This window comes from Bacillus sp. NEAU-242-2 (assembly GCF_027853835.1).
GTDB classification, from domain to species: domain Bacteria; phylum Bacillota; class Bacilli; order Bacillales; family Bacillaceae; genus Bacillus; species Bacillus velezensis.
Genome location: NZ_JAPNNY010000001.1, coordinates 250,441 through 270,494 on the forward strand (window position 1 = coordinate 250,441; position 20,054 = coordinate 270,494).

Annotated in this window: 17 protein-coding genes and 2 pseudogenes; 2 read left to right on the top strand and 17 right to left on the bottom strand. The window is 44.8% G+C overall.

The window, feature by feature from the left end; translation table 11 throughout:
* Positions 1 to 2 precede the first annotated feature (2 nt).
* From OWN49_RS00700 to OWN49_RS00730, 7 genes are all read right to left on the bottom strand, one after another.
* Positions 3 to 776 carry an enoyl-CoA hydratase/isomerase gene (locus OWN49_RS00700; protein WP_060674185.1) on the bottom strand — a complete coding sequence of 258 codons (774 nt, stop codon included), beginning with the start codon at positions 774 to 776 and terminating at the stop codon, positions 3 to 5.
* On the bottom strand, positions 773 to 2,035 hold the full coding sequence (locus tag OWN49_RS00705) for a hydroxymethylglutaryl-CoA synthase family protein (RefSeq protein ID WP_032857383.1): 1,263 nt from the start codon (positions 2,033 to 2,035) through the stop codon (positions 773 to 775). The genes OWN49_RS00700 and OWN49_RS00705 overlap by 4 nt, the downstream gene beginning before the upstream one ends.
* 50 nt (positions 2,036 to 2,085) lie before the next feature.
* Positions 2,086 to 2,334, bottom strand: coding sequence for an acyl carrier protein (locus OWN49_RS00710; RefSeq protein ID WP_017417810.1), 249 nt, complete (start codon positions 2,332 to 2,334; stop codon positions 2,086 to 2,088).
* A 65-nt stretch (positions 2,335 to 2,399) separates the two neighbouring features.
* On the bottom strand, positions 2,400 to 4,640 hold the full coding sequence (gene fabD / locus OWN49_RS00715; RefSeq protein ID WP_077722219.1) for an ACP S-malonyltransferase: 2,241 nt from the start codon (positions 4,638 to 4,640) through the stop codon (positions 2,400 to 2,402).
* Between the two features lies 1 nt (position 4,641).
* Positions 4,642 to 5,616 (bottom strand): acyltransferase domain-containing protein, encoded by a 975-nt coding sequence (locus OWN49_RS00720; protein ID WP_003154101.1) that lies wholly within the window; start codon positions 5,614 to 5,616, stop codon positions 4,642 to 4,644.
* Positions 5,617 to 5,752: 136 nt separating this feature from the next.
* Entirely contained in the window at positions 5,753 to 6,622 is an 870-nt protein-coding gene (fabD, locus tag OWN49_RS00725) for an ACP S-malonyltransferase (RefSeq protein ID WP_146276802.1), read from the bottom strand.
* 314 nt (positions 6,623 to 6,936) lie between these two features.
* Entirely contained in the window at positions 6,937 to 7,614 is a 678-nt protein-coding gene (locus OWN49_RS00730) for an MBL fold metallo-hydrolase (RefSeq protein ID WP_003154103.1), read from the bottom strand.
* A gap of 632 nt (positions 7,615 to 8,246) precedes the next feature.
* Here OWN49_RS00730 and OWN49_RS00735 point away from each other — a divergent pair.
* Complete coding sequence (locus OWN49_RS00735; RefSeq protein WP_077722217.1) at positions 8,247 to 8,456, top strand: hypothetical protein; 210 nt, start codon at positions 8,247 to 8,249, stop codon at positions 8,454 to 8,456.
* Between the two features lie 285 nt (positions 8,457 to 8,741).
* On the opposite strand, the pseudogene OWN49_RS19445 reads toward OWN49_RS00735, so the two are convergent.
* The 4 genes and pseudogenes from OWN49_RS19445 to OWN49_RS00750 form a co-directional block, all read right to left on the bottom strand.
* A pseudogene (locus OWN49_RS19445) lies at positions 8,742 to 8,927 on the bottom strand (phage terminase small subunit P27 family); the annotation flags it as partial.
* A 228-nt stretch (positions 8,928 to 9,155) separates the two neighbouring features.
* A complete protein-coding gene (locus tag OWN49_RS00740) occupies positions 9,156 to 9,521 on the bottom strand; it encodes an HNH endonuclease (RefSeq protein ID WP_076983109.1) in 366 nt (121 codons plus the stop codon).
* A 69-nt stretch (positions 9,522 to 9,590) separates the two neighbouring features.
* Positions 9,591 to 10,127 (bottom strand): hypothetical protein, encoded by a 537-nt coding sequence (locus OWN49_RS00745; RefSeq protein ID WP_225979752.1) that lies wholly within the window; start codon positions 10,125 to 10,127, stop codon positions 9,591 to 9,593.
* Positions 10,124 to 10,441, bottom strand: a complete 318-nt coding sequence (locus OWN49_RS00750; protein ID WP_077722215.1) for a hypothetical protein — start codon at positions 10,439 to 10,441, stop codon at positions 10,124 to 10,126. The genes OWN49_RS00745 and OWN49_RS00750 overlap by 4 nt, the downstream gene beginning before the upstream one ends.
* Positions 10,442 to 10,741: 300 nt before the next feature.
* On the opposite strand from OWN49_RS00750, the gene OWN49_RS00755 reads away from it, so the two are divergent.
* On the top strand, positions 10,742 to 11,500 hold the full coding sequence (locus tag OWN49_RS00755; RefSeq protein WP_077722214.1) for a DUF4393 domain-containing protein: 759 nt from the start codon (positions 10,742 to 10,744) through the stop codon (positions 11,498 to 11,500).
* 774 nt (positions 11,501 to 12,274) lie between these two features.
* Here OWN49_RS00755 and OWN49_RS00760 read toward each other — a convergent pair.
* The 6 genes and pseudogenes from OWN49_RS00760 to miaB all read right to left on the bottom strand — a co-directional run.
* Positions 12,275 to 12,542: pseudogene (locus OWN49_RS00760) on the bottom strand (tyrosine-type recombinase/integrase); the annotation flags it as partial.
* Between the two features lie 89 nt (positions 12,543 to 12,631).
* Positions 12,632 to 14,509: a DNA mismatch repair endonuclease MutL gene (gene mutL, locus OWN49_RS00765; RefSeq protein WP_038463888.1), complete on the bottom strand. Its 1,878-nt coding sequence runs from the start codon at positions 14,507 to 14,509 to the stop codon at positions 12,632 to 12,634.
* Between the two features lie 15 nt (positions 14,510 to 14,524).
* Positions 14,525 to 17,110, bottom strand: coding sequence for a DNA mismatch repair protein MutS (mutS, locus tag OWN49_RS00770; protein WP_077723155.1), 2,586 nt, complete (start codon positions 17,108 to 17,110; stop codon positions 14,525 to 14,527).
* 118 nt (positions 17,111 to 17,228) lie between these two features.
* A complete protein-coding gene (gene cotE / locus OWN49_RS00775) occupies positions 17,229 to 17,774 on the bottom strand; it encodes an outer spore coat protein CotE (RefSeq protein WP_003154111.1) in 546 nt (181 codons plus the stop codon).
* Positions 17,775 to 18,027: 253 nt separating this feature from the next.
* A complete protein-coding gene (locus OWN49_RS00780; RefSeq protein WP_003154113.1) occupies positions 18,028 to 18,459 on the bottom strand; it encodes a RicAFT regulatory complex protein RicA family protein in 432 nt (143 codons plus the stop codon).
* 2 nt (positions 18,460 to 18,461) lie between these two features.
* Positions 18,462 to 19,991, bottom strand: coding sequence for a tRNA (N6-isopentenyl adenosine(37)-C2)-methylthiotransferase MiaB (miaB, locus tag OWN49_RS00785; RefSeq protein ID WP_003154116.1), 1,530 nt, complete (start codon positions 19,989 to 19,991; stop codon positions 18,462 to 18,464).
* Positions 19,992 to 20,054: the final 63 nt, after the last annotated feature.

Consider the following 20,054-nt stretch of genomic DNA (forward strand, 5'->3'; position numbering starts at 1 on the left):
TCCTAACTGTTCTCCGTTTCCCAAGGAAGCCGCCCCGTTTCTGCATAACGGAAAATGGCTGATTGGTTATCCGGATCTGAAAACATCGCTTGATTTTCGGCTAGAGCAATGGATTTTGAACGATGAACAAGGTCGTTTAAGGAATCCATGTATTTTTTATAGCGGATGACTGCTTTTTTCGACAGCGGGCGAAGACGCAGCAAATGCTTTCTCAGCTCTGTTGCTGAGTCCGGGACGCATACGTCACAAAGTCCCCATTCAAGCGCCTGGCGCGCCGGCACGGGCTTTGTCATAATCGTCATATAATGCGCCTTTTGAAATCCGATTCTTTGAATTAAAAACGGCAGAACGCAGGCTGGATAAAGTCCGAATAACAGTTCAGATAAACTGAACGAAGCACTCTCCTCTGCAATGACGATATCGCACGCGGCGGCAAAACCGACACCTCCCGCATTTACTTTTCCGCGGACGCGGGCGATTGTGATGTACGGCCCGGATTTTAATGCCAGCCACAAACGGTAAAGCGGCTCCTGCGATTCCGCATGCTGCATTCCCTGCCTCATTTTTCGGTACATCTCATCAAAATCCGCCCCGAAACAAAATACCTCCGGCTGCCCTTCAAGCACTACGGAGGTCACGGAGTCCTCACATTCAGAAAGAACGTGCAGGCATTCCTCCACTAAACGCTCATTAATCGTATTGTTGGCTTCAGGCCGATCAAAGGTGATGAAGCAGACATTTTGCTGAAAACGGACGTTGATCGTCTCATAGGTCACGGGATCCACCTGTATTTCCGATGAAATTCCGTGATTTCTTCCAAATATAAACGAGGGCTCCCGGCATGATGGTCTAAAATGTTCGGAATCATATTCATATCCAATTTGACATTCCGGGTTCCGAACTTCACCAAACCGCTGCCTTTAAACAGTTCTTCATACTCTTCCATGGACAGCCTGTATCTGTTGTTCAGATGCTCTTCTATTTTGAAAGAATGCTGCCGCGTTTGTCCTTCAGGCGTCACAACGCCGCTGTAAAATTCTGAACAGCATCCGGAGCCGTACGAGAAACAGCCGATCCGCTTAGAAGTGTCGAATGCCCCTTGGTCAATCGTGCTTGCAAGAGCCAGTAAAGAGGCTGCCCCCATAATGTTTCCGACTCTTTGGCAGTAGCGGAGCCCCGGCTCTACCCTGGTTTGAAAATCCTGTTCGATCTCAGCGTTTTTCGCTTTTGCAAGCTTGCGCATCATCGTCCGGTGGGCCCCTTTGACCATGCCGCCAAACGGTGTATGGAAGGCTAGATAGTGAAACGTCTCTTTGTAGTCAGCGCCCGGCACACGGTTTTTGTACTCGCGAAATGTCTGTTCACAGCAATCGAGGTATGACATCAATGACAAGTCGGCGTCACCGGCTTCACTGTCCGGGATCGGACGGCATGTATCCATCACCTCATAGCCGTAATAGCCGTTGGCGCCCGCATCCGCCTGAAATACAATTGGATTTTCACCGATCAATAAGGCGACGGCACCCGCTCCGGCGCTCGGTTCGGCGTAAGACCAATCCTCGCTTAACGCATCGCCGCCTTCGGCAATTAAAAACCGGGAAATATCCGTTGCGACGACAAGCGCCTTCGCTCCGGGGGATGTCTGCGACAAAATAAAGTTAAGCGCCATCTGCAAACCCGCCGTTCCTGAATAACAGGCCTGCTTCAGTTCAAATAAACGGCAGTTCCGGTTGAGGCCTAAGTAATCATGAATATATGTACTGAGTGATTTTCCGAAGTCAATACCGGACTCCGAGCAGGTAATCAGCAGCTCGATTCTGTCTTTTTCAGCCTCTGTCAATCGGTCGATAATCGGCTTTGCCGCGTTAACGCCGAATGTGACGGGGTCTTCGTACGGAAGCGCCACCGCTTTTTCTTTCATCAGTAAATTCTCAAATCTGGCAGGGTCTAAGTTTCTGTACTCCGCCAGCTGCATGACATCAAGGTATGCCGTCCCGCCAAACACATTTATCGCTTCTATTCCGGCAGCCGCCATGAACTTCGCCTCCAATATGAATTTTGAGTTTCCGATTTTTCACCGTTTTATCAGACAGCCTGTACCTTTTCATAAAGCTTTGCCGCCAATTCGCCGATGTTTGACACTCCCGTCAGCTCAACACGCGGGATCTGCAGTGATAATTCTTCAAGCATCATCGTGATAATTTCGGCGCGGTCCACTGAGTCCGCCCCCAGATCAACTAACCGGTCTTCCTGTGAAAGCTGTTCGCCTTCTAAATCAGGCAAAACCTCGTAGATTGTGTTCTGCAGCAATTCAAAGATTCTTTCTTCACTCATTGTCAGTTCCTCCCTGTTTCATCTTTTATGAATATTCCATGTTTTCAATCTATCATTTCGTCTTGTCAACACGTTTGCAGAAATGAGCCTAACTTCTGATTCAAAAGCGAGGCCGTCTCTTCCATAAGACGAAGGCCGATACCATCGGCATGGCGGTTTTTCCAGGACTCCAGCTCCGTACCTTTCACCCATTGATTAAAGGCGCCTAATGCCGGGCCGCAATGAATCTGGAAGTCTACCTTGGCTTCCGGGTCTCCTTTAATCGCCGAAGCAGAGCTTTGCCTGAAATACCATTTGAATATGAGCGCCATTTTCTGTTTCGGATTCCGTTCGGCTTTTGAAATGTCTTCATTCGAATAATGAGCCTTCACTTTGTCATAAATACTGCTTACACTTGCCTTAAAATACTTCTCTTCTATTTGTCTGAGTGTCTTTTCATCAATTTCTTCAATTGAGCGGTGACGCTGATACAGTTCATGCAGCTTAGAGGCCCGGGTCGGAAAGAACAGCCCTTTCTTTAATACCTGCACCTTGCTGCCTGATTCAAACATATCGCCGGCCGGCGCGTAGGCCGTGTCCTGTACATTCATCTGCTGCAGGAGATCCTTTACGAGGCCGCTCGTCGCTGCTTCAACGGTGCATTGGTTAATGGATCCGGTCACAATAAAATCAGCGCCGAGCATAAATGCGGCCATAGCAGCCTCAGGCGTTCCGATTCCCCCTGCGGCTCCGATGCGGACGGTTTTGCCGTATCGGTATTTTTTCATCATGTCATCTCGTAAACGGATGATCGCCGGCATGAGACTGTAAGCAACTCCGCCGTCAGTGTGGCCGCCTGAATCAGCCTCTACGCAGATGTCATGCGCAACGGGTATTTCTCTCATCAGACTTGCTTCTTCAGCGGTAATTTTGTTTTCGGCTGCAAGTTTCTGCAGAATGTGATCAGGGGCCGGGCTGAGAAACGCTTCCGCTACTTCCGGACGGGACAGCTTGGCGATAATCCGCTGACGCGCTATTACTTGTCCGCCGGCACCGCGTTTTAACCCCTTAGCGCGAAACCTTACTAAAGCGGGAGTAACCGTTAAAAATGCTGATGCTTCCAAGTTCTGAATCCCATGCTTCAGTAAAAGATCAATCATTTTTTCTTCTGAATCTGTATGCTTCATGTTATGTACAACATTAATACCGAAGGAACCGCCGTCACGAAGCTCATGCTGAATTGACAAAATGGCGTCCTCAACGTGCGCGATGTTCAAACCGCCCGTTCCGAAAAAGCCCATCATTCCTTTTTCGGCCAGTTTGACGACCATTTCCTTCGAAGAAATTCCGCGGTACATGCCGCCGGCCAAGTAGGCGTATTTCAATTGATAATCGCGCTTAAACTCTTCATTTCCTAAAGACGCCGCCGTAATTGAGCTTTTTCCAGCCTCAGCCGGGACTTTGATTTCATCTGTTATCGGCTCCGCTTCAGCCGTAATTCTTTGAATCAGCCCTGTCAGCACTTTTCCGGGACCGATTTCCTCAAAACTCATGTTCTTTCTTCCCATTAAGAAACGGATACTGTCTGTCCAGTTCACCGATCCCGTTATTTGTCCGGTGAGTGTCTCTTTCAGCTCGGTCTGCTCATATGGTCTTGCCGTCACATTTGAAATGACCGGGATGGACAGCGGCTTAAAATGGAAAGTTTCAATAAACCGTGAAAATTCCTCCTTCGCTTCCATCATATATCTGGAATGAAAGGCGCCGCTGACATTTAAGCGGTGAACCATTTTTACGCCGTTTACGGCTTCAAAAACGGATGCGGCTTTTTCAATATCTTCTTTATATCCGGAAATGACAATTTGCTGCGGTGTGTTCATGTTGGCGATATCAACCATATGCAAGTGATACTCTTTTAAAACGTCCGTCACCTGCTCATGAGTCAGGCCGATCACCGCTGCCATGCCGCCTCCTTTGGCGCGGCTCATCAGTTCGCCCCTTTTTCTGACCAGCTGTAAGCCTTCTTCAAAATCAAAGGCGCCCGAGGCGTATAACGCGTTATATTCGCCTAAACTGTGTCCGGCGGTAAAATCCGGTTTCAAGCCGGTTTCTTCTGTTTTTTTCAAATAACTGAGGGCATTGACGACATAGAGCGCCGGCTGAGTGAATTGAGTCTGATTGAGACGTTCTCCGTCCCGGCACAGCTCCTGAATAGAATATCCGAGAATATGATCGGCCTTTGCAGTTAATTCAGGATAGCGGCCGAACAGGTCCTCTCCCATCCCTATTTTTTGCGAGCCTTGGCCTGGAAAAACAAAGCTGATCATCTTACAGTCTCCTTCCGGGCGGTGATAAAATGCTGTCTTCTATTTGCTGCAAATGGGTTTGTTCTTTATGAAACGGCGTCATAATGGCACGGATGCGTTCAGCCGATCCTGCGGGAAGAATCTGTTTGGCAAATGCGGCCAACGTTCCGGAAGGCCCGGCATCGATATACAATCCTTTTTGGCGGCTGTCTGCGAATTGAAGCGCTTCACGGAATCGAATCGGCTTTCTTACAATATCCCAGAAAAAGTCCGCTTGTATATCGGTCTCAGCCTCTCCGGTCGCACTGGAGATGTACGGTATAAACGGAGTCCGGATTGATTTCTGAGCTAAAAAACGCTTGTACGGCTGTTCCGCCTGATCAACCAGCGCTGAGTGAAACCCGTAAGATACCGGCAATAGCTGATGAGGAATCTGCTTCTCTCTCAGATCGTCCATGATCTTTTTGATATGTTCCCGCTCTCCCGAGATGACAAAGTGAGAATGATAGTTTACAGATGCCAATTCACTATGTTCGCCGAGCAGCGGATCATCTTGATATAAAGCCGGATCACCCAGTATCGCAAGCATGCTGCCGTTACGGCAAGTTTCCGTAATGATTCGGGCCTGTTCCAGCACGCAATCTAAAGCATCCTCGGCGCTCAGCACACCCGATACAGCGGCTGCTGCATACTCTCCGAGGCTTGCTCCGATCACATAATCGGGACGTATGCCTCTTTGCTCCAAAGCATATGCAAGTGCGTACTCAGCCATAAAAATGGCAGGATGGCTGAAAAGAAGGCGGTCAAATGGATCAGACAGACGATTGCCTGTATGATAAACCTCTTTCAGGACAGAGTAACCGAAACGGCTGACTGCAAAATCGTCCAAGTCAAGCATTTTCTGCCGAAAAGCGGCGTTATGTGCAAACAGCTCTTTCCCCATTTGATAGTATTGGGAACCCTGTCCAGAAAACATGAAAACAATTGGCTGGTTCATTTGTTCTCCTTTTTGCTCTTTATTTTTTTAAAATATTGATTTGTACGTTTTTCGTGATGTCGTGTGCAGGTGAAGTGGTCGTGATGTTGTATGGCTGGCACTATTGTGTGAGATAAGAATTTTGACTTGCGTTCCGCTACATGGCGGGTGAAGCTTCAGTTTCTTTTTTGATGCGGTGAATAAGTCCTGTCAGCACATGGCCCGGGCCGACTTCTTCAAATTCCATCCGCCCTTTGTCCAGCAGATAGCGGATGCTGTCGTTCCATCGCACTGAGTGGTCGATCTGATCGGCCAGAACGGAGTGGATTCCGTCTTGCTCATAAGGTCTGGCATGCACATTAGAAATGACAGGAATTGATATAGCAGAAAAATGAAATGACTGTAAAAATTTTTCGAACTCTTGTTTTGCTTCGCTCATATATCTCGAGTGAAAAGCGCCGCTGACGTTTAACGGATGAAACATCGTAACGTCTTTTAATCCTTCGAATACGCTTTTGGCTCTTTCAATGTCTTCTTTGCGTCCGGATATGACAACTTGGTGAGGAGAATTCATATTGGCAATATCAATCGTATGTAATCCGTTCGTTTGAAGGGCGTCTGACACTTGAGCTGCAGTTAACCCCATAACGGCGGCCATTTTTCCGTCAGTGGCCATACTCATTAATTCGCCTCTTTTACGGACAAGCTGCAGGCCGGTAATAAAATCAAAAGCACCTGCTGCAAACAGCGCATTATATTCTCCCAAACTGTGGCCGGCCACATAATCCGGCTTTATGTCATTATCTTGGATTTTTTTCAAATAGCTTAACGCGTTTACAACATATAAAGCAGGCTGGGTGAACTGCGTCTTGTGAAGGTTGGAATACGGATTCTCAAGACAAAGCCGTTTCATGGAATATCCGAGTGTTTCATCAGCCTGCTCCGTTAAGTCTTTAAATTCATCAAACAATGAGCTCCCCATTCCCTGCTTTTGAGAACCTTGTCCGGGGAATAAGTATGTGATCATTTTCTCAGCCATCCTTTCTCGGATTCAGTTAAGAAGCATGTTCAAGTTGATAGTAACTTCACAAAAATACCATGTCAAGTTAATTTATCCTATGCGGAATCCTGAATAATGCCTATTTTTCCCTGACGGAAGGCGGACTCAGGGCTTTTGGAACAGACGTAAGCAGAATGTCCCATTCGGCCTGCCCGGCGCTTTTATCCGCAAACTACCGTTACTCAGCCATTCATCACCCAAAAGCGAGCAATAACTATCATTTCATTTCAGAAGTTCCGTGCCCCAAAAGAAAAACTAGTTAGATAGAACCAAATTATACGCTACTTAAAATGAAACAGCCCTTTTTGATTTTTTCTGTTGCGGAAATTCACGAAATGTTCTTTTTTTTCAATCTGAAAGTAAATATTGTTTTTCAAAAGACTCTCCATTTTTTGACCCGGCTTCTCCCCGAAGGAGTGCCCCGGATACACACGCACATGCGGCGGAATAGAGGCTTTGATCCTCTGTATACTGTGAAACATATCTTCAGCTGAGCTGCCCCTGTCCTCACATATACCGCACCCCTCTGTAAACACGGTGTCACCGGTAAAAAGGTGATCAGATAGCAAATAGCACATTCCCCCGGCCGTATGTCCCGGGGTCAGTATACTTCTGATGATAAACCCTCCGGCCGCAAAGGTTTGGCCGTCTTCAAGCGCTATTAAGTTTCTGCACCGGAATTGATAGAAATCGATTTCCGCCGACGACATGTATATATCAGAATGATAGATTTGCTGAAGCGGCTCCGCCAAGTTTACATGGTCATAATGCGAATGTGTTAATAAAATAGCTGATAAATCAACATCCAATTCATGCAGTTTATCGGTTATTTTATCGATTTCCCAGGACGGATCCACCGCTATCGCAGATTTTTTTGAGCGGTCTGCGATAATATAACAATAGTTGGACCACATCTGGTGATAAGTTTTGATTTGATGCACTTCATATGTATGATCCATTGTCACCATTCCCATTTAAAAGATCCGGGCAGACTGCTGCCGCCGCCCAGCCGACTGTAACCACTTTACCAGATGGCACCACGTTTTTCCATGGATTTTCCGGTAAAGTTTAAAAAACTTTCTGCTCCCGCCAAAAGCACCAGTCTGGGCCTTTTTTACAAATTGCTATGCTGATATATCAGGAAATCAGGATGTTCATTTAGATGAATTCTTCAGGTAATTTTATTCAGAAAATGAAGGATGGTATATTTCAATCCTTTTCTTCAAGCTAAACTAAACCCCTACGGCGGCTTCCTCAAAATATATCAGAATACATTAGCTCCTTACACCGAATTTCAATGTTATGTTTATGAGTTGGCATTAACACACAATTCGAATTAGAAAGATACGACGTAATTCACACACAAGATGTTGTTTCTTCACTTTCTTTTGCCAGAATACAGTCCAAAACTTAGAACGCCGGAGCATTCTCCCCTGAGTAATCTTTTATGCTAGAGTAAAGCATCTTCTGGACCAAACGGCACGTACGCCGCTTGATGGATTACTTAAACTCTTATGTTTCCTCTTTAAACGGGACTATTGTTGGTGATTATCAAATTTAACCTGTGTTAAACTTTAGACGGGAGGTAATTATGGAAAATAAAAGAAACGCTGAACCGAGCCCAAAAGCTATAAGAATTCTAACTTACATCATTCCTATAATTTTAATAGGGCTTATCCTTGTCCTTAAGAATATTAACACCGCCGCAGCGGAAATTTCATTTTATATTGTTGCTGTCGGTGTAGTTCTCTTAGTGGTTTTCAGTTTGATCAAAAATAGAAAAAACCGCAGGAAGAACTAAATGTAAGGGGGCTAATTACTAGTCCCCTTTGACTCTTTTAGATTGTCAGCTCACCAAATTCCATTCTGATTTAAATTCTTCCCCCATCTCCCTGTGAATTTGTAAAAGCAGGTACTCATGATAATCATGTAGCCCTTTAAGAGATTTTTCACGAGTAACATTCAGATTTTCAGGAATGGGTTTCTTCATTATTTCACTATTAATTGACGATATAGACGATCACACCAAACACGGCATTCTGAGCTGTCAAACCAAATGCTGTCCATAAACAATGTTTATATCGCATAAAGCAGCAACTCGTTTGAATTCCTTTTTTTTCGACTTTATCCAACCACGTTGGCGGTTTTATATTATCGGATCGCCTTTTGTCTTTTTCTCGTGCTCAGTCCGGGCTGCCAACTCTTCCGTATTCTTTTTATTTGGGTTGCCTTGTATCAATTGAAGCGTCGCGGATTTTGCAGGCCTCGGCATGTACTCACCTCATTTCATGTCAAAAAAGTTGCATTTTTCGCTTGTTTTTTTCGCCAATCGTGTTACGATGAAATTAACAACAAAACCAGTCGTACCAAGCCCTCTCGGCAAATTTGCTGAGGGGGCTTTCTGCTGTTTTCGGAACTTTGAAAAGCGGTGTTTGTTTGCAGAAGGGGGATCGCCGTTCTCCGTTCGTTTCCCTTCCAGAGATTTGTTAGGGGGAGAGGGTCACTTGCCCTTACTGCCGTGAGCCTTGTTGTGACAGGCGTTACACAAGCTTTCAAGGTTCTTTATGTCCAATCGTTTCGACCAATCTTGCTTTACTTCCACAATATGATGCACCATGTCAGCCGGAGTGAAGCAATGATCTTTCAAACAATGCTGACAGAGATAATTGTCTCGTATCAAAGCAAGTTGTCTTGTTCGTTTCCATTCAGTTGATTTATAAAAACTTGTTATTGTTTTGTTTCTTGAATGTTTGTTGTAATGTTTCGTTTCTTCTTGTCGTTGTGTCTTGTGTGTATCACAGTACCGGTCACGGGTGAGGCTGGAACACCCGCGGGCAGCGCATATCCTTAGAGGTTTAAGAGGCATGATGCCTTATCCTTTGTAACCTTTATATTCATTGTTATTCCTCCTCAAAGATTTAATAGAAAGAAAACATCACTTGAGCCTTTTTTCATTTATGCTTATTGCACCTAGGTTATGGCTAATTGGTCTTACTGATCCATCTTCTCTATGAGCAACAATGTCAATATAAATCGGTTTGATCCCATACTCATCCCCAGTAAGATAAGAGAAATCTACACGGACTTTATTCTTTATTTCTTCGCCTTTATATAAAACACGCGGAACGGAAGTAATGTCATCAAGCTCAATCTGTAGCAAAGGCGTTGCTTTCGATGTCTTTAAAGGTTCTGGTTCTTTGTGATTTAGCACTCCTTCCGAGACACAACTGCCAATTATCGGCCCACCAATATATTCAACAGCTTCTGTCTCGCCTTTAGCAGGAGAAAAAGTCTTCGCTTCTATAAACGTTTCATTAACAATATTGGAGTCTTCAACTTCAATTATTGCAAGGTCTAACCCTCCATCAAGAATTACGATGCCTGTTTTAATTGCCTTTTCAATTTCCATGCGCATTTTTTCTTTTGCTCTTCTATCAAGAGGTACATCCGTTTTAACAACTGGAATTTTCAAGTCTGTTCATCCTCCTTCATATTCTTTCCATGTATAGTTGCGAATTCCTGACCATCACAAAAAAGTGTTTCAGTAGCATCTGTTTGATCTTCCTTCAGTAACTCCAGTCTTTCGTCACGATTAGAAGTTTTTGCCCAATTATTGAATTCCTGAATTCCTATATTCACGCGTTCCAGATGCAACTGCTTTTGTTTCTCGTTCAATTCGATTTTCCTTTTACTGATTTCAATGTCATAATTAATCTGTTTTAAAAGAAGCTCTTGCTCAGTGCACCACGCTTTAAATTGATCAACATATAAATTGTCTTCAGACATGGTTAATCCCTCCAATAGAAAAAGCGCCCTCCCGATTGGAAAGCGCTTGATATATTCTTTCTAAACTGCCCTCGCGCTCAAGCCGCCGTTAACCGCTAATAGTCTAACCTGAGATTTACCGGACGCAGTTTACAGAGAACATAAAAAACACCCTGAAGAATGCTATTCTTTATGACTTGCCCTAAAGCTACTGTCAGCCAAAATCCTGCAAGAAAAATAAACCATGATGTTAGAAAAGGATGATTGTATATTGTTTCCACGAGACTTTCCTCCTATACTAGTATAAGGGGGGATTAAAAAATGGGTATTCTACCAAAGTTTATTGATAATGCTGCCGGCAAACCAGCGCAGGCAGTAGGTGACACATTAACGGATTTATGGAAATTAGGAATTGGCAATCACGTGTCACTATGGTCTAGGAAACAAGAATTTCGCCATAAGCAAAATTTTGAGGACTATGTTTATAAGGTGCAAAATAAAACTCAAGTTATTCCTGAGGAGTTTCTTAAAGAACCAGAACTCAATATAGTAGGACCTGCTATAGAAGCTTCAAAGTTCTATATTGATTCAGAACAACTACGAGAAATGTTTGCCAACCTTATTTCTTCTACTATAGATAGTAGAAAATTTTCCAAAGTTCATCCTTCATTTGTAGAGATAATCAAACAGTTATCGCCATTAGATGCAGCCATCTTGATAAACTTTAAACAATTTCAACAACTTCCAGCAATAAGAGTTGACGCGTCTAAAAATGATGCAGGTACTTATGTTGTTATTCAACAACATATTTTGAATTTTAAAGATCAAGTTGATTATAAAGCTCAAGCTTCATCAATATCTAATCTCCAAAGAGTAGGTTTATTAGCTGTTGATTATTCAGTACGATCCGGGAATCCAGAATACTATGATTATATTTCTTCTCATCCTGTGCTTGAAGAAGCTAACCAGAGATTGATTGAAATAAGAGATGTTGATCCAGAGTTTACTAAGCTTGATTTTAAAAAAGGAATCTGTACCAAAACACCTCTATGTGAAGATTTTATAGAAATTTGTTTATAGTTGAACTGGGGAGCAGCTTGTTAACTACTCCCCCTCCTGTTTATTCATCCGTATCACATCGAATTTTTTCCGCAGAGAAATCTTTTTCATTCTTCGGCATTTCTTTAGTTTGTATATACAACAACGAGAACACCTCCGTATTTTAATCGTTATCAGATGTCTTCGTAGTAGGTAAATTCGACATACGATCCAATTTTCGAACCCAGTGTCGGTTCTTTGATCCGCAGCCCTTGCAAGTTACGTCGAAGTTTTCGAAACCTTTTGACGGTGTTCCAATGCTGCTCATTATTATCCCTCCTCAACAAAAAGCGACCCCGCTCATCAGCAGTGCCGCTCCCTTGATTTATTACCTACTACCATAATACCTTATCTAAAACAAAATGGTGTGCCGTTATCGTGCCAACTTTCTGCCAAAATCTTTTTAGTACATTCCTTTTTGCTCTGCTGCAGTCATCCCGCTCACCCCTTCATTACTTGGTATCGTTCTATCAAACCATGCCTTTCTCTTCTAACGCTGAACCTGTTGCGCCTCTATTCATGCCGCTCACCTTCTGTAACACAATAATATCACGAAAAACGCCCAAATTTTCCATTTATCCACAAAATCCACGGATTACCCATATGTTATAGACTGTGCAACTGCCGAGTTCCGTCAGCCCTTGCCACCCTTGTTTTCAAGCGATATCCCTAAAATGAATTCCACGTTTGCTTTTTGAAGGGAATCAATAAAAATATGCAGAAAAAAGACTCATCTAGTTTATGAGATGAGCCTGTTTATATCTTGAATTTCTTCATGGCGTTGTTCATGGCATCCTGATTGATTCCAATGTATCGAAGGGTTGTCCGCTGGTCCGAGTGATTGAAAATCGCCTGCAGCATGGCAACATCTTTTGTTTGCTTGTAAAAATGGTACCCGAATGTTTTCCTCAGCGTGTGTGCCTATATCGTCCAAACCGACATACTCAGCGGCAGCCCTTAGAATCTTATAAGCCATCGACCGGGAAATGGGCTTGTTGATCCCTTCGCGGCTTTTGAAAAGATATACAGCATTAACGTTTTGATAAATACCTAAACAGCTAAAATCAGTGGGCAAAATGTGGGCACGAGGGGTGCATCCCACCCAGAACCCTGCTACATCACACGCTTAAACATCTTCTCCATCTCATACGTACTGTGGTGGATAATGATTGGCCGGCCGTGCGGGCATGTGAACGGGTCTGTCGTTCGGCGCAGGTCGTCCAAGAGCGCTTTGATTTCGTCGTTGCGCAAATGGCGGTTCGCTTTGATTGAGCCTTTGCAGCTCATCATAATGGCCGCTTCCTCCCGCAGTTTTTTAATATCGATCTGTTTGGCGTCAAGCACCTGCTGAATGATTTCTTCAATCAGTTCAGCTTCTTCCCCTTTTGGAAACCAGGCCGGATGGCAGCGGACGATGTAGCTGTTCGTGCCGAATGCTTCTAAAAATACTCCGACGCTTTCAAGCTCATGCTGATGCTGGTCAATGATCAGCGCTTCATTTGCCGCATAATGAAAGGTGAGCGGCACGATCATATCCTGTACTTCAGGCTCGACCTGCCCGACTTTCTCCCGGAAATATTCGTATTTAATCCGTTCTTGCGCCGCATGCTGGTCAATGATATACAAGCCGTTTTCGTTTTGGGCTAAAATATATGTCCCGTGCATTTGGCCGATCGGATACATCACCGGAACTCTTTCTTCCCGTATTTCTTCAGAGTCAGCCTCCACTTCAGGCTCCGGAATATCGGAAACAGGCGCTTCCGTTACCGGCATGCCGATCTTCGGCGGCACTCCGTGACCTGCTTCATCGGTCAGGGACTCTTCTTCTATGACCGGCTCAGGCTCTTTTACGACCGAACTCAGCTTCATCGGTGAGTAAGACGGCTCAGGCGTTTTTTCAGGAAGTTTCCGCTCAGGCGCGCTTTCCTCGAATGTCATAAATTGCTGTTCGTTTTTGGCCGGTGCCGGCGCTGATTTTTTCGGTAGCTGGGCGCTCGGAATAAGCCGTTGCTTTTGAAACACTTCCTTTATCCCGTCACGGATCAGCTCATGCAGCTCCGTCTCTTTGCTGAGGCGGACTTCAAGCTTCGACGGATGGACATTGACATCGACCAAAATCGGGTCCATCGTAATTTCGATAAACGTAATCGGATGGCGGCCGATCGGCAGAAGTGTGTGATAGCCCTCATGCACCGCTTTTACAAGCGGGAAATTCTTAATGTATCTTCCGTTAATGACAGATGACATGTAGTTTCTGGATGCACGCGTGATTTCCGGAAGTGCAATGTAGCCCTTGACTTCAAAATCAAGCGAGCTGACATGGAGCGGTATCATTTTTTTCGCAACCGCCGTCCCGTAAATTGCGGCCAGCACATGGCGCACGTCCCCGTTACCGTTTGTCTGCAGCAGATTTTTCCCCTGATGGCGGAGACGGATCGATACTTCCGGATGCGCAAGAGCAATCCGGTTGACGACATCCGTAATATTGCCGAGCTCCGTATGCACGGTTTTCATATATTTCAATCTGGCGGGTGTATTGAAAAACAGGTTGGTAACGATAATCTCCGTTCCTTTTCTGCTGGAGGATTTCTGTTCAGAAATGATATTCCCGCCCTGAAGAATGAGATGGGTTCCCGCTCCCTCGCCGATGCTCGTTTTGATTTCCAGATGAGAAACAGACGCGATACTTGGCAAAGCTTCTCCGCGGAAACCGAGTGTTCTCACCCGGAACAGGTCGTTTTCATCTTTGATTTTGCTGGTCGCGTGGCGGCGGAAAGCCCGCTTGCAATCATCGGTTTCCATACCTTCGCCGTTATCGAGCACCCGAATCGACGAAAGCCCCGCTTCCTCTATGTCGATTTCAATGACTGTGCTGTTTGCGTCGATGGCGTTTTCCACCAATTCTTTAACGACAGATGCAGGCCGTTCGACCACCTCACCGGCCGCAATTTTATTTGAGAGTTCATCTGACAGCTGGATGACTTTTGCCAAGTCCGTCACCTCTTTCTATTTTAATTTTTTTTGCAGCTTGTACATTTCATTCATCGCCTCAAGCGGCGTCATATCGAGAATATTGATTGACTTAAAAGCTTCAAGCACTTGTTTTTCTTTATTAGAAACAGCCGGTGTCTTCTGTTCTTTTTCACCGTCAGCAAAAAAGGACAGCTGTGCCGGTTCTTCTTTGACGGCGGGCTTTTTCTCAGGTGCCGCCGGAAGCTCCGGTTTATCTCCCGTCTGCTCAAGCTGTTTCAAAATCTCCTGCGCCCGGCTGATCAGATCGTCCGGAAGCTCCGCAAGCTGGGCGACATGAATGCCGTAACTTTTATCTGCGGCTCCCTCTTTGATTTGATGGAGAAACACGACCGTTCCGTTATATTCCTCTGCGCGCACATGAACGTTTTTCAGCTGAGGAAGCTTATCTTCAAGCACCGTCAGCTCATGATAATGCGTGCTGAACAGTGTTTTAGCGCCGATATGATCATGAACATATTCAATAATCGCCTGTGCCAGCGCCATTCCGTCGTACGTTGATGTCCCGCGGCCGATTTCATCAAACAGGATCAGGCTGTCTTTTGTGGCGTTCACAATCGCGTTTTTCGCTTCCAGCATTTCCACCATAAAGGTGCTTTGTCCGGAAATCAAATCATCCGCTGCCCCGATTCTCGTGAAGATTTGATCAAAAATCGGCAGAACCGCTTCTTTTGCGGGTACAAAACAGCCGATCTGGGCCATGATCGATAGAAGTGCGATCTGTCTCATGTACGTGCTTTTACCTGACATATTCGGACCCGTAATCAGGAGCATTTCCCGCGAATCGCCCATCAGGCAGTTGTTCGGCACGTATTCTTGACTGTCCATCACCTTTTCGACGACGGGGTGTCTCCCTTCAATGACTTTTACTTCATTATCAGAAAAGACGGGCTTTGTGTAATGCCTGTTTTCACTGATCGTAGCAAAGCATTGCAGCGCATCCAGCTCACTCATTTGTTTGGCAAGACGCTGCAGACGCGGAATAAATTGTTTCACCTTTTCACGCAGTCCGGCAAAAAGCTCATATTCCAGCTCGCAGATGTTGTTTTCCGCTTCTAAAATAAGCGCTTCTTTTTCCTTCAATTCCGGCGTAATGTACCGTTCGGCGTTTGTGAGGGTCTGCTTCCGCTCATACCGCCCGTCCTCAAGCAGATGAAGGTTTGCTTTTGTGACTTCAATATAATAGCCGAACACTTTATTGAAACCGACCTTTAATGAACGGATGCCCGTATAAGCGCGTTCCTGCTGCTCCAGTCTGGCAATCCAGTCTTTACCGTTTTTGCTGGCGTCACGGTACTCATCGAGCTTCTGATGATAGCCGTCTTTAATTAAGTTGCCTTCTTTTAACGATAACGGCGGGTTTTCATGAAGGGCTTCTTCTAACAGGTCAAGCAAATCTCCGCACGGATCAATCAAGCCGGCGCGTTCTTTTGCTTTTTTATGGTTAAGAGACCCTATAAGCTCTTTAATGCTCGGCACTTGTTTTAAAGATTCTTTCAGCTGGATTAAATCCCTTGCGTTGACGTTTCCGAATGCGACCCGGCCCGCCAGACGTTCTAAATCGTATACTTCCTTCAGGCGCTCGCGCAGGTCTTCACGCTCAAACAGATGATTGATCAGCGTCTCGACCATTTCCTGGCGTTCTTCGATTTGGGATGCCCTGATCAGCGGACGGTCAATCCATTGTTTGAGAAGCCGGCCGCCCATCGCTGTTTTCGTCTCGTCTAAAAGCCAAAGCAATGACCCTTTTTTGCTTTTCGAACGGATCGTTTCCGTCAGCTCAAGATTCCGTTTTGAATACAGGTCAATTTTCATCGCTTCTTCCAATTCATATACTTGAACCGGCTGCAGATGATCCAGGCTCCGTTTTTGCGTTTTCTGCAAATACGTATATAAACGCATAAACGTCTCTGTCAGCTCTTCGCCCGGCAAGTGCTTTGCGATTTCAATGCGTTCTGTTATTTCCCCGTCTTCGATCGAAATCGTTGCGCTGCACCGTTCTTTCAGCTGAGCAGCTGTATGTTCGTTAAACTTGCTTGATACGACAATTTCCTTTGCGCCGACTGAGTAAATTTCTGACATGACATCTTCAATCCGCTCAATAAATACGGCCAGGTTTTCTCCGGTCGTTAAGTCCGATAAAGCGAGACCGTATCCGTTACGAAATTCGGAAACGGAAGCGATAAAGTTGTTTTCCGACTCATGGATGCCTTTTCCATCCATCACGGTTCCCGGGGTGATCAGCTGGACGACTTCTCTTTTTACAACGCCTTTAGCCGCCTTCGGATCTTCCGTCTGCTCACAGATCGCCACTTTATAGCCCTTTTTAATCAGCTGTTCAATATAAGCCGCCGCAGAATGATACGGCACGCCGCACATCGGAATTTTATCAGCCGAACCTCCGTCTCTGCTTGTCAGTGTAATTTCAAGCTCTTGCGACGCTTTTTTTGCATCTTCAAAAAACATTTCATAAAAGTCACCAAGCCGAAAAAATAAAAAGGCATCTTGGTGCTCTGCCTTTATCTTCAAGTATTGCTGTATCATAGGCGTGTAACTAGCCATCATTTAATCCCTCACTATGTATCTTCTCTTATCCGAATCCCATTATAACATAAACAAAAGAGTGATATCTTTATATATAAAAAAGAGACTTGGGGTGTTAAACTCCCCTAGCCTCAACTTATTCTTCAGGATCTCCGACTAAAAATTCAGGGTTAATGTCCTCTAATTCTTCATCAAGATCGTCTTCCCAATCATCATCATCGTCTTCTTCCCAGTCAGGATTGACTTCGACGACGACTTTCGTTTCACCGACCACTTCTGCTAAAAATTCTCTCTCTGCCTGAACCACGATTTTATTTCCGTTAGGAGAAATGGTGACTTCAAGACAATTCGGCTGCTGCAGCACTTTGGCAATGACTTCGTGTTCGTCATCTAAGTAATTTGTGTCTCTGTATCTGAGTTTAATCACATCGACATACTTTACTCTCTCGGTTACAACTTCCGTTTTTGTATTATCGGCGTAAGAGTACCAGACGTTTATATCATAATACCCTTCAATTTCTACAGTCTTCCCGATCTTTTCGGCATCGTACTTGTGGTTGATAATCCAGCCGCCCAATATACTTGACGGTTTTTCTCCAGGCGAGATCGTGTTGGTGCATTGGGTGAATTTTCTTCCTTTCGCAACTACCGCTTTCGTAATAATTTCCCTGTATTCAGACATTCCGGCAGGCCTCCTTGTTCTTCTTCGTGTTATCTTATGCTGGGCATTTGTCTCATGTGCATTTTTATAATAAAAATATAAAAATACAAAGTTTCTGTTTCATTGTATGCAGCCCTGCCCAGAAACTTTACTTTTAAGTATGATAAAACTTTCCAGTAAAAATAGGACAAAACGTTGAGATGATGAAAATTTAGTACATATTACAATTAGTTCTCAAACAGCAAAAAAACACGGGCCGATGAAGGCCCCGTGTTTAAATAGAACAGCTGTTATTCGAATGTTTTACTTTTGAACCGGTTTCTCCCGTCAGCAGGTTGCCTCCGGTAGATGTAATGATTTCGTTTGTCACCTGATTTGAGATCGTATGTGCGACAAGCTGAAGAAGGTCATTGACCTCAATCTGGGAATCTCTGAATTCCTGAATGATCGGAATCCCTTCAAGCTCTTCCTGCAGGGCGTCAATTTTACTTTCCACTTGTTTCAGCGCTTCAAGCTTTTCGTAGTGCTTCAGGTTAACGGCTTGCTTTTGCAGGGTTTTAATCTGATTAATAATCGCAGAGACTTTTTCATTTTCGTTAATCTGCGCCTCAGCGCGTTTGAAAAAATCAACTTCTTCTGTTTCAGAAATCATTTTCGCAAGGTTCCTAGCCTGCTGTACAATGTCTTTCTTTGAGTAAAGCGTCATTATTATTTCACCTCGATTGCTTCTCCTGCCATCACACCGTCAAGCGACCATGTTTTCGCCTGTTCGATTTTGACGCGTACAATCTTGCCGATGGCGTCTTTCGGCCCTTTGAAGTTGACGAGCTTGCTTTTTTCCGTATAGCCGGCAAGAATGTCAGGGTTATTTTTGCTTTCTCCCTCAACTAATACTTCGACAGTCCTGCCTTCATATTCCTTCATTTTTTTGGCTGAAATTTCTTTCACCAAATCATTGAGGCGCTGAAGACGTTCTTTCTTGACCCTCATCGGAACATTGTCTTTCATCTTCGCCGCTGGTGTGCCTTCACGAGGAGAGTAAATAAACGTATATGCGCTGTCAAATTCCACTTCGCGATATAACGAAAGGGTTTCTTCAAATTGTTCATCCGTTTCATTCGGAAAACCGACAATAATATCGGTCGTCAGTGAAGCGTTCGGCATCGCCGCTTTAATTTTTCCGACAAGCTCCAGATAGCGTTCTCGGTCATATTTACGGGCCATCATTTTTAACATCGCTGAGCTTCCTGATTGAACCGGAAGATGGATATGGTCTAAAAGGTTGCCGCCTTTGGCTAGCACTTCGATCAGATGATCATCAAAGTCACGCGGATGACTCGTCGTGAACCGGATTCTCGGAATATCAATTTTACGCAGTTCGTCCATTAAATCACCGAGACCGTACGTCATATCCTCAAAATCTTTTCCGTACGCATTCACGTTTTGACCGAGCAGCGTGATTTCTTTATAGCCTTCGCTTGCAAGTCTTCTGACTTCCTGGATAATTTCCTCAGGACGGCGGCTTCGTTCTTTTCCGCGGGTATACGGTACGATGCAGTATGTGCAGAACTTGTCACAGCCGTACATAATGTTGACCCAGCCTTTAATTTTTCCGTTGCGGACTTTCGGAAGGTTCTCAATGACATCCCCTTCCTTCGACCACACTTCAATGACCATCTCTTTTGATAAATATGCCTCTGATAACAGTTCCGGCAGACGGTGAATGTTGTGTGTGCCGAAAATCATATCGACAAACGGGTGCTTCTTAAGGATGCGGTTTACGACTGATTCTTCCTGTGACATGCAGCCGCAGACGCCGAGAATCAAGTCCGGGTTGTTTTTTTTAAGCGCCTTTAAATGGCCGAGCTCTCCGAACACTTTGTTTTCAGCGTTTTCCCGGATGGCGCAAGTGTTTAATAAAATAACGTTCGCGTCATCAACCGAATTTGTCGCTTCATAACCGAGCGCCATAAAAATACCCGCCATGACTTCCGTATCATGCTCGTTCATTTGGCATCCGTACGTGCGGATATAAAATTTCCTGCCTTCACCGAGGCCTTTAAATTCTTCTGAGATTTTAAAATCGTTATGATATTGAACGGATTCTTTGCCCCGTTTTTTCGCATCTTTTAAAGAAGGCGGAATATATACGGCTTCAAAATACTTGCTGTAATCCTTTTCGGATTTTTTGTCCGCCGGATTCACTTGTCCGCTTTCCTGCTTTTGCTTTTCATTCATGTTCGAATGTCTCCTTTCAACCGAAACTTCCACCCTCAAGTATACTGGTTAAAAGCGTTTGGC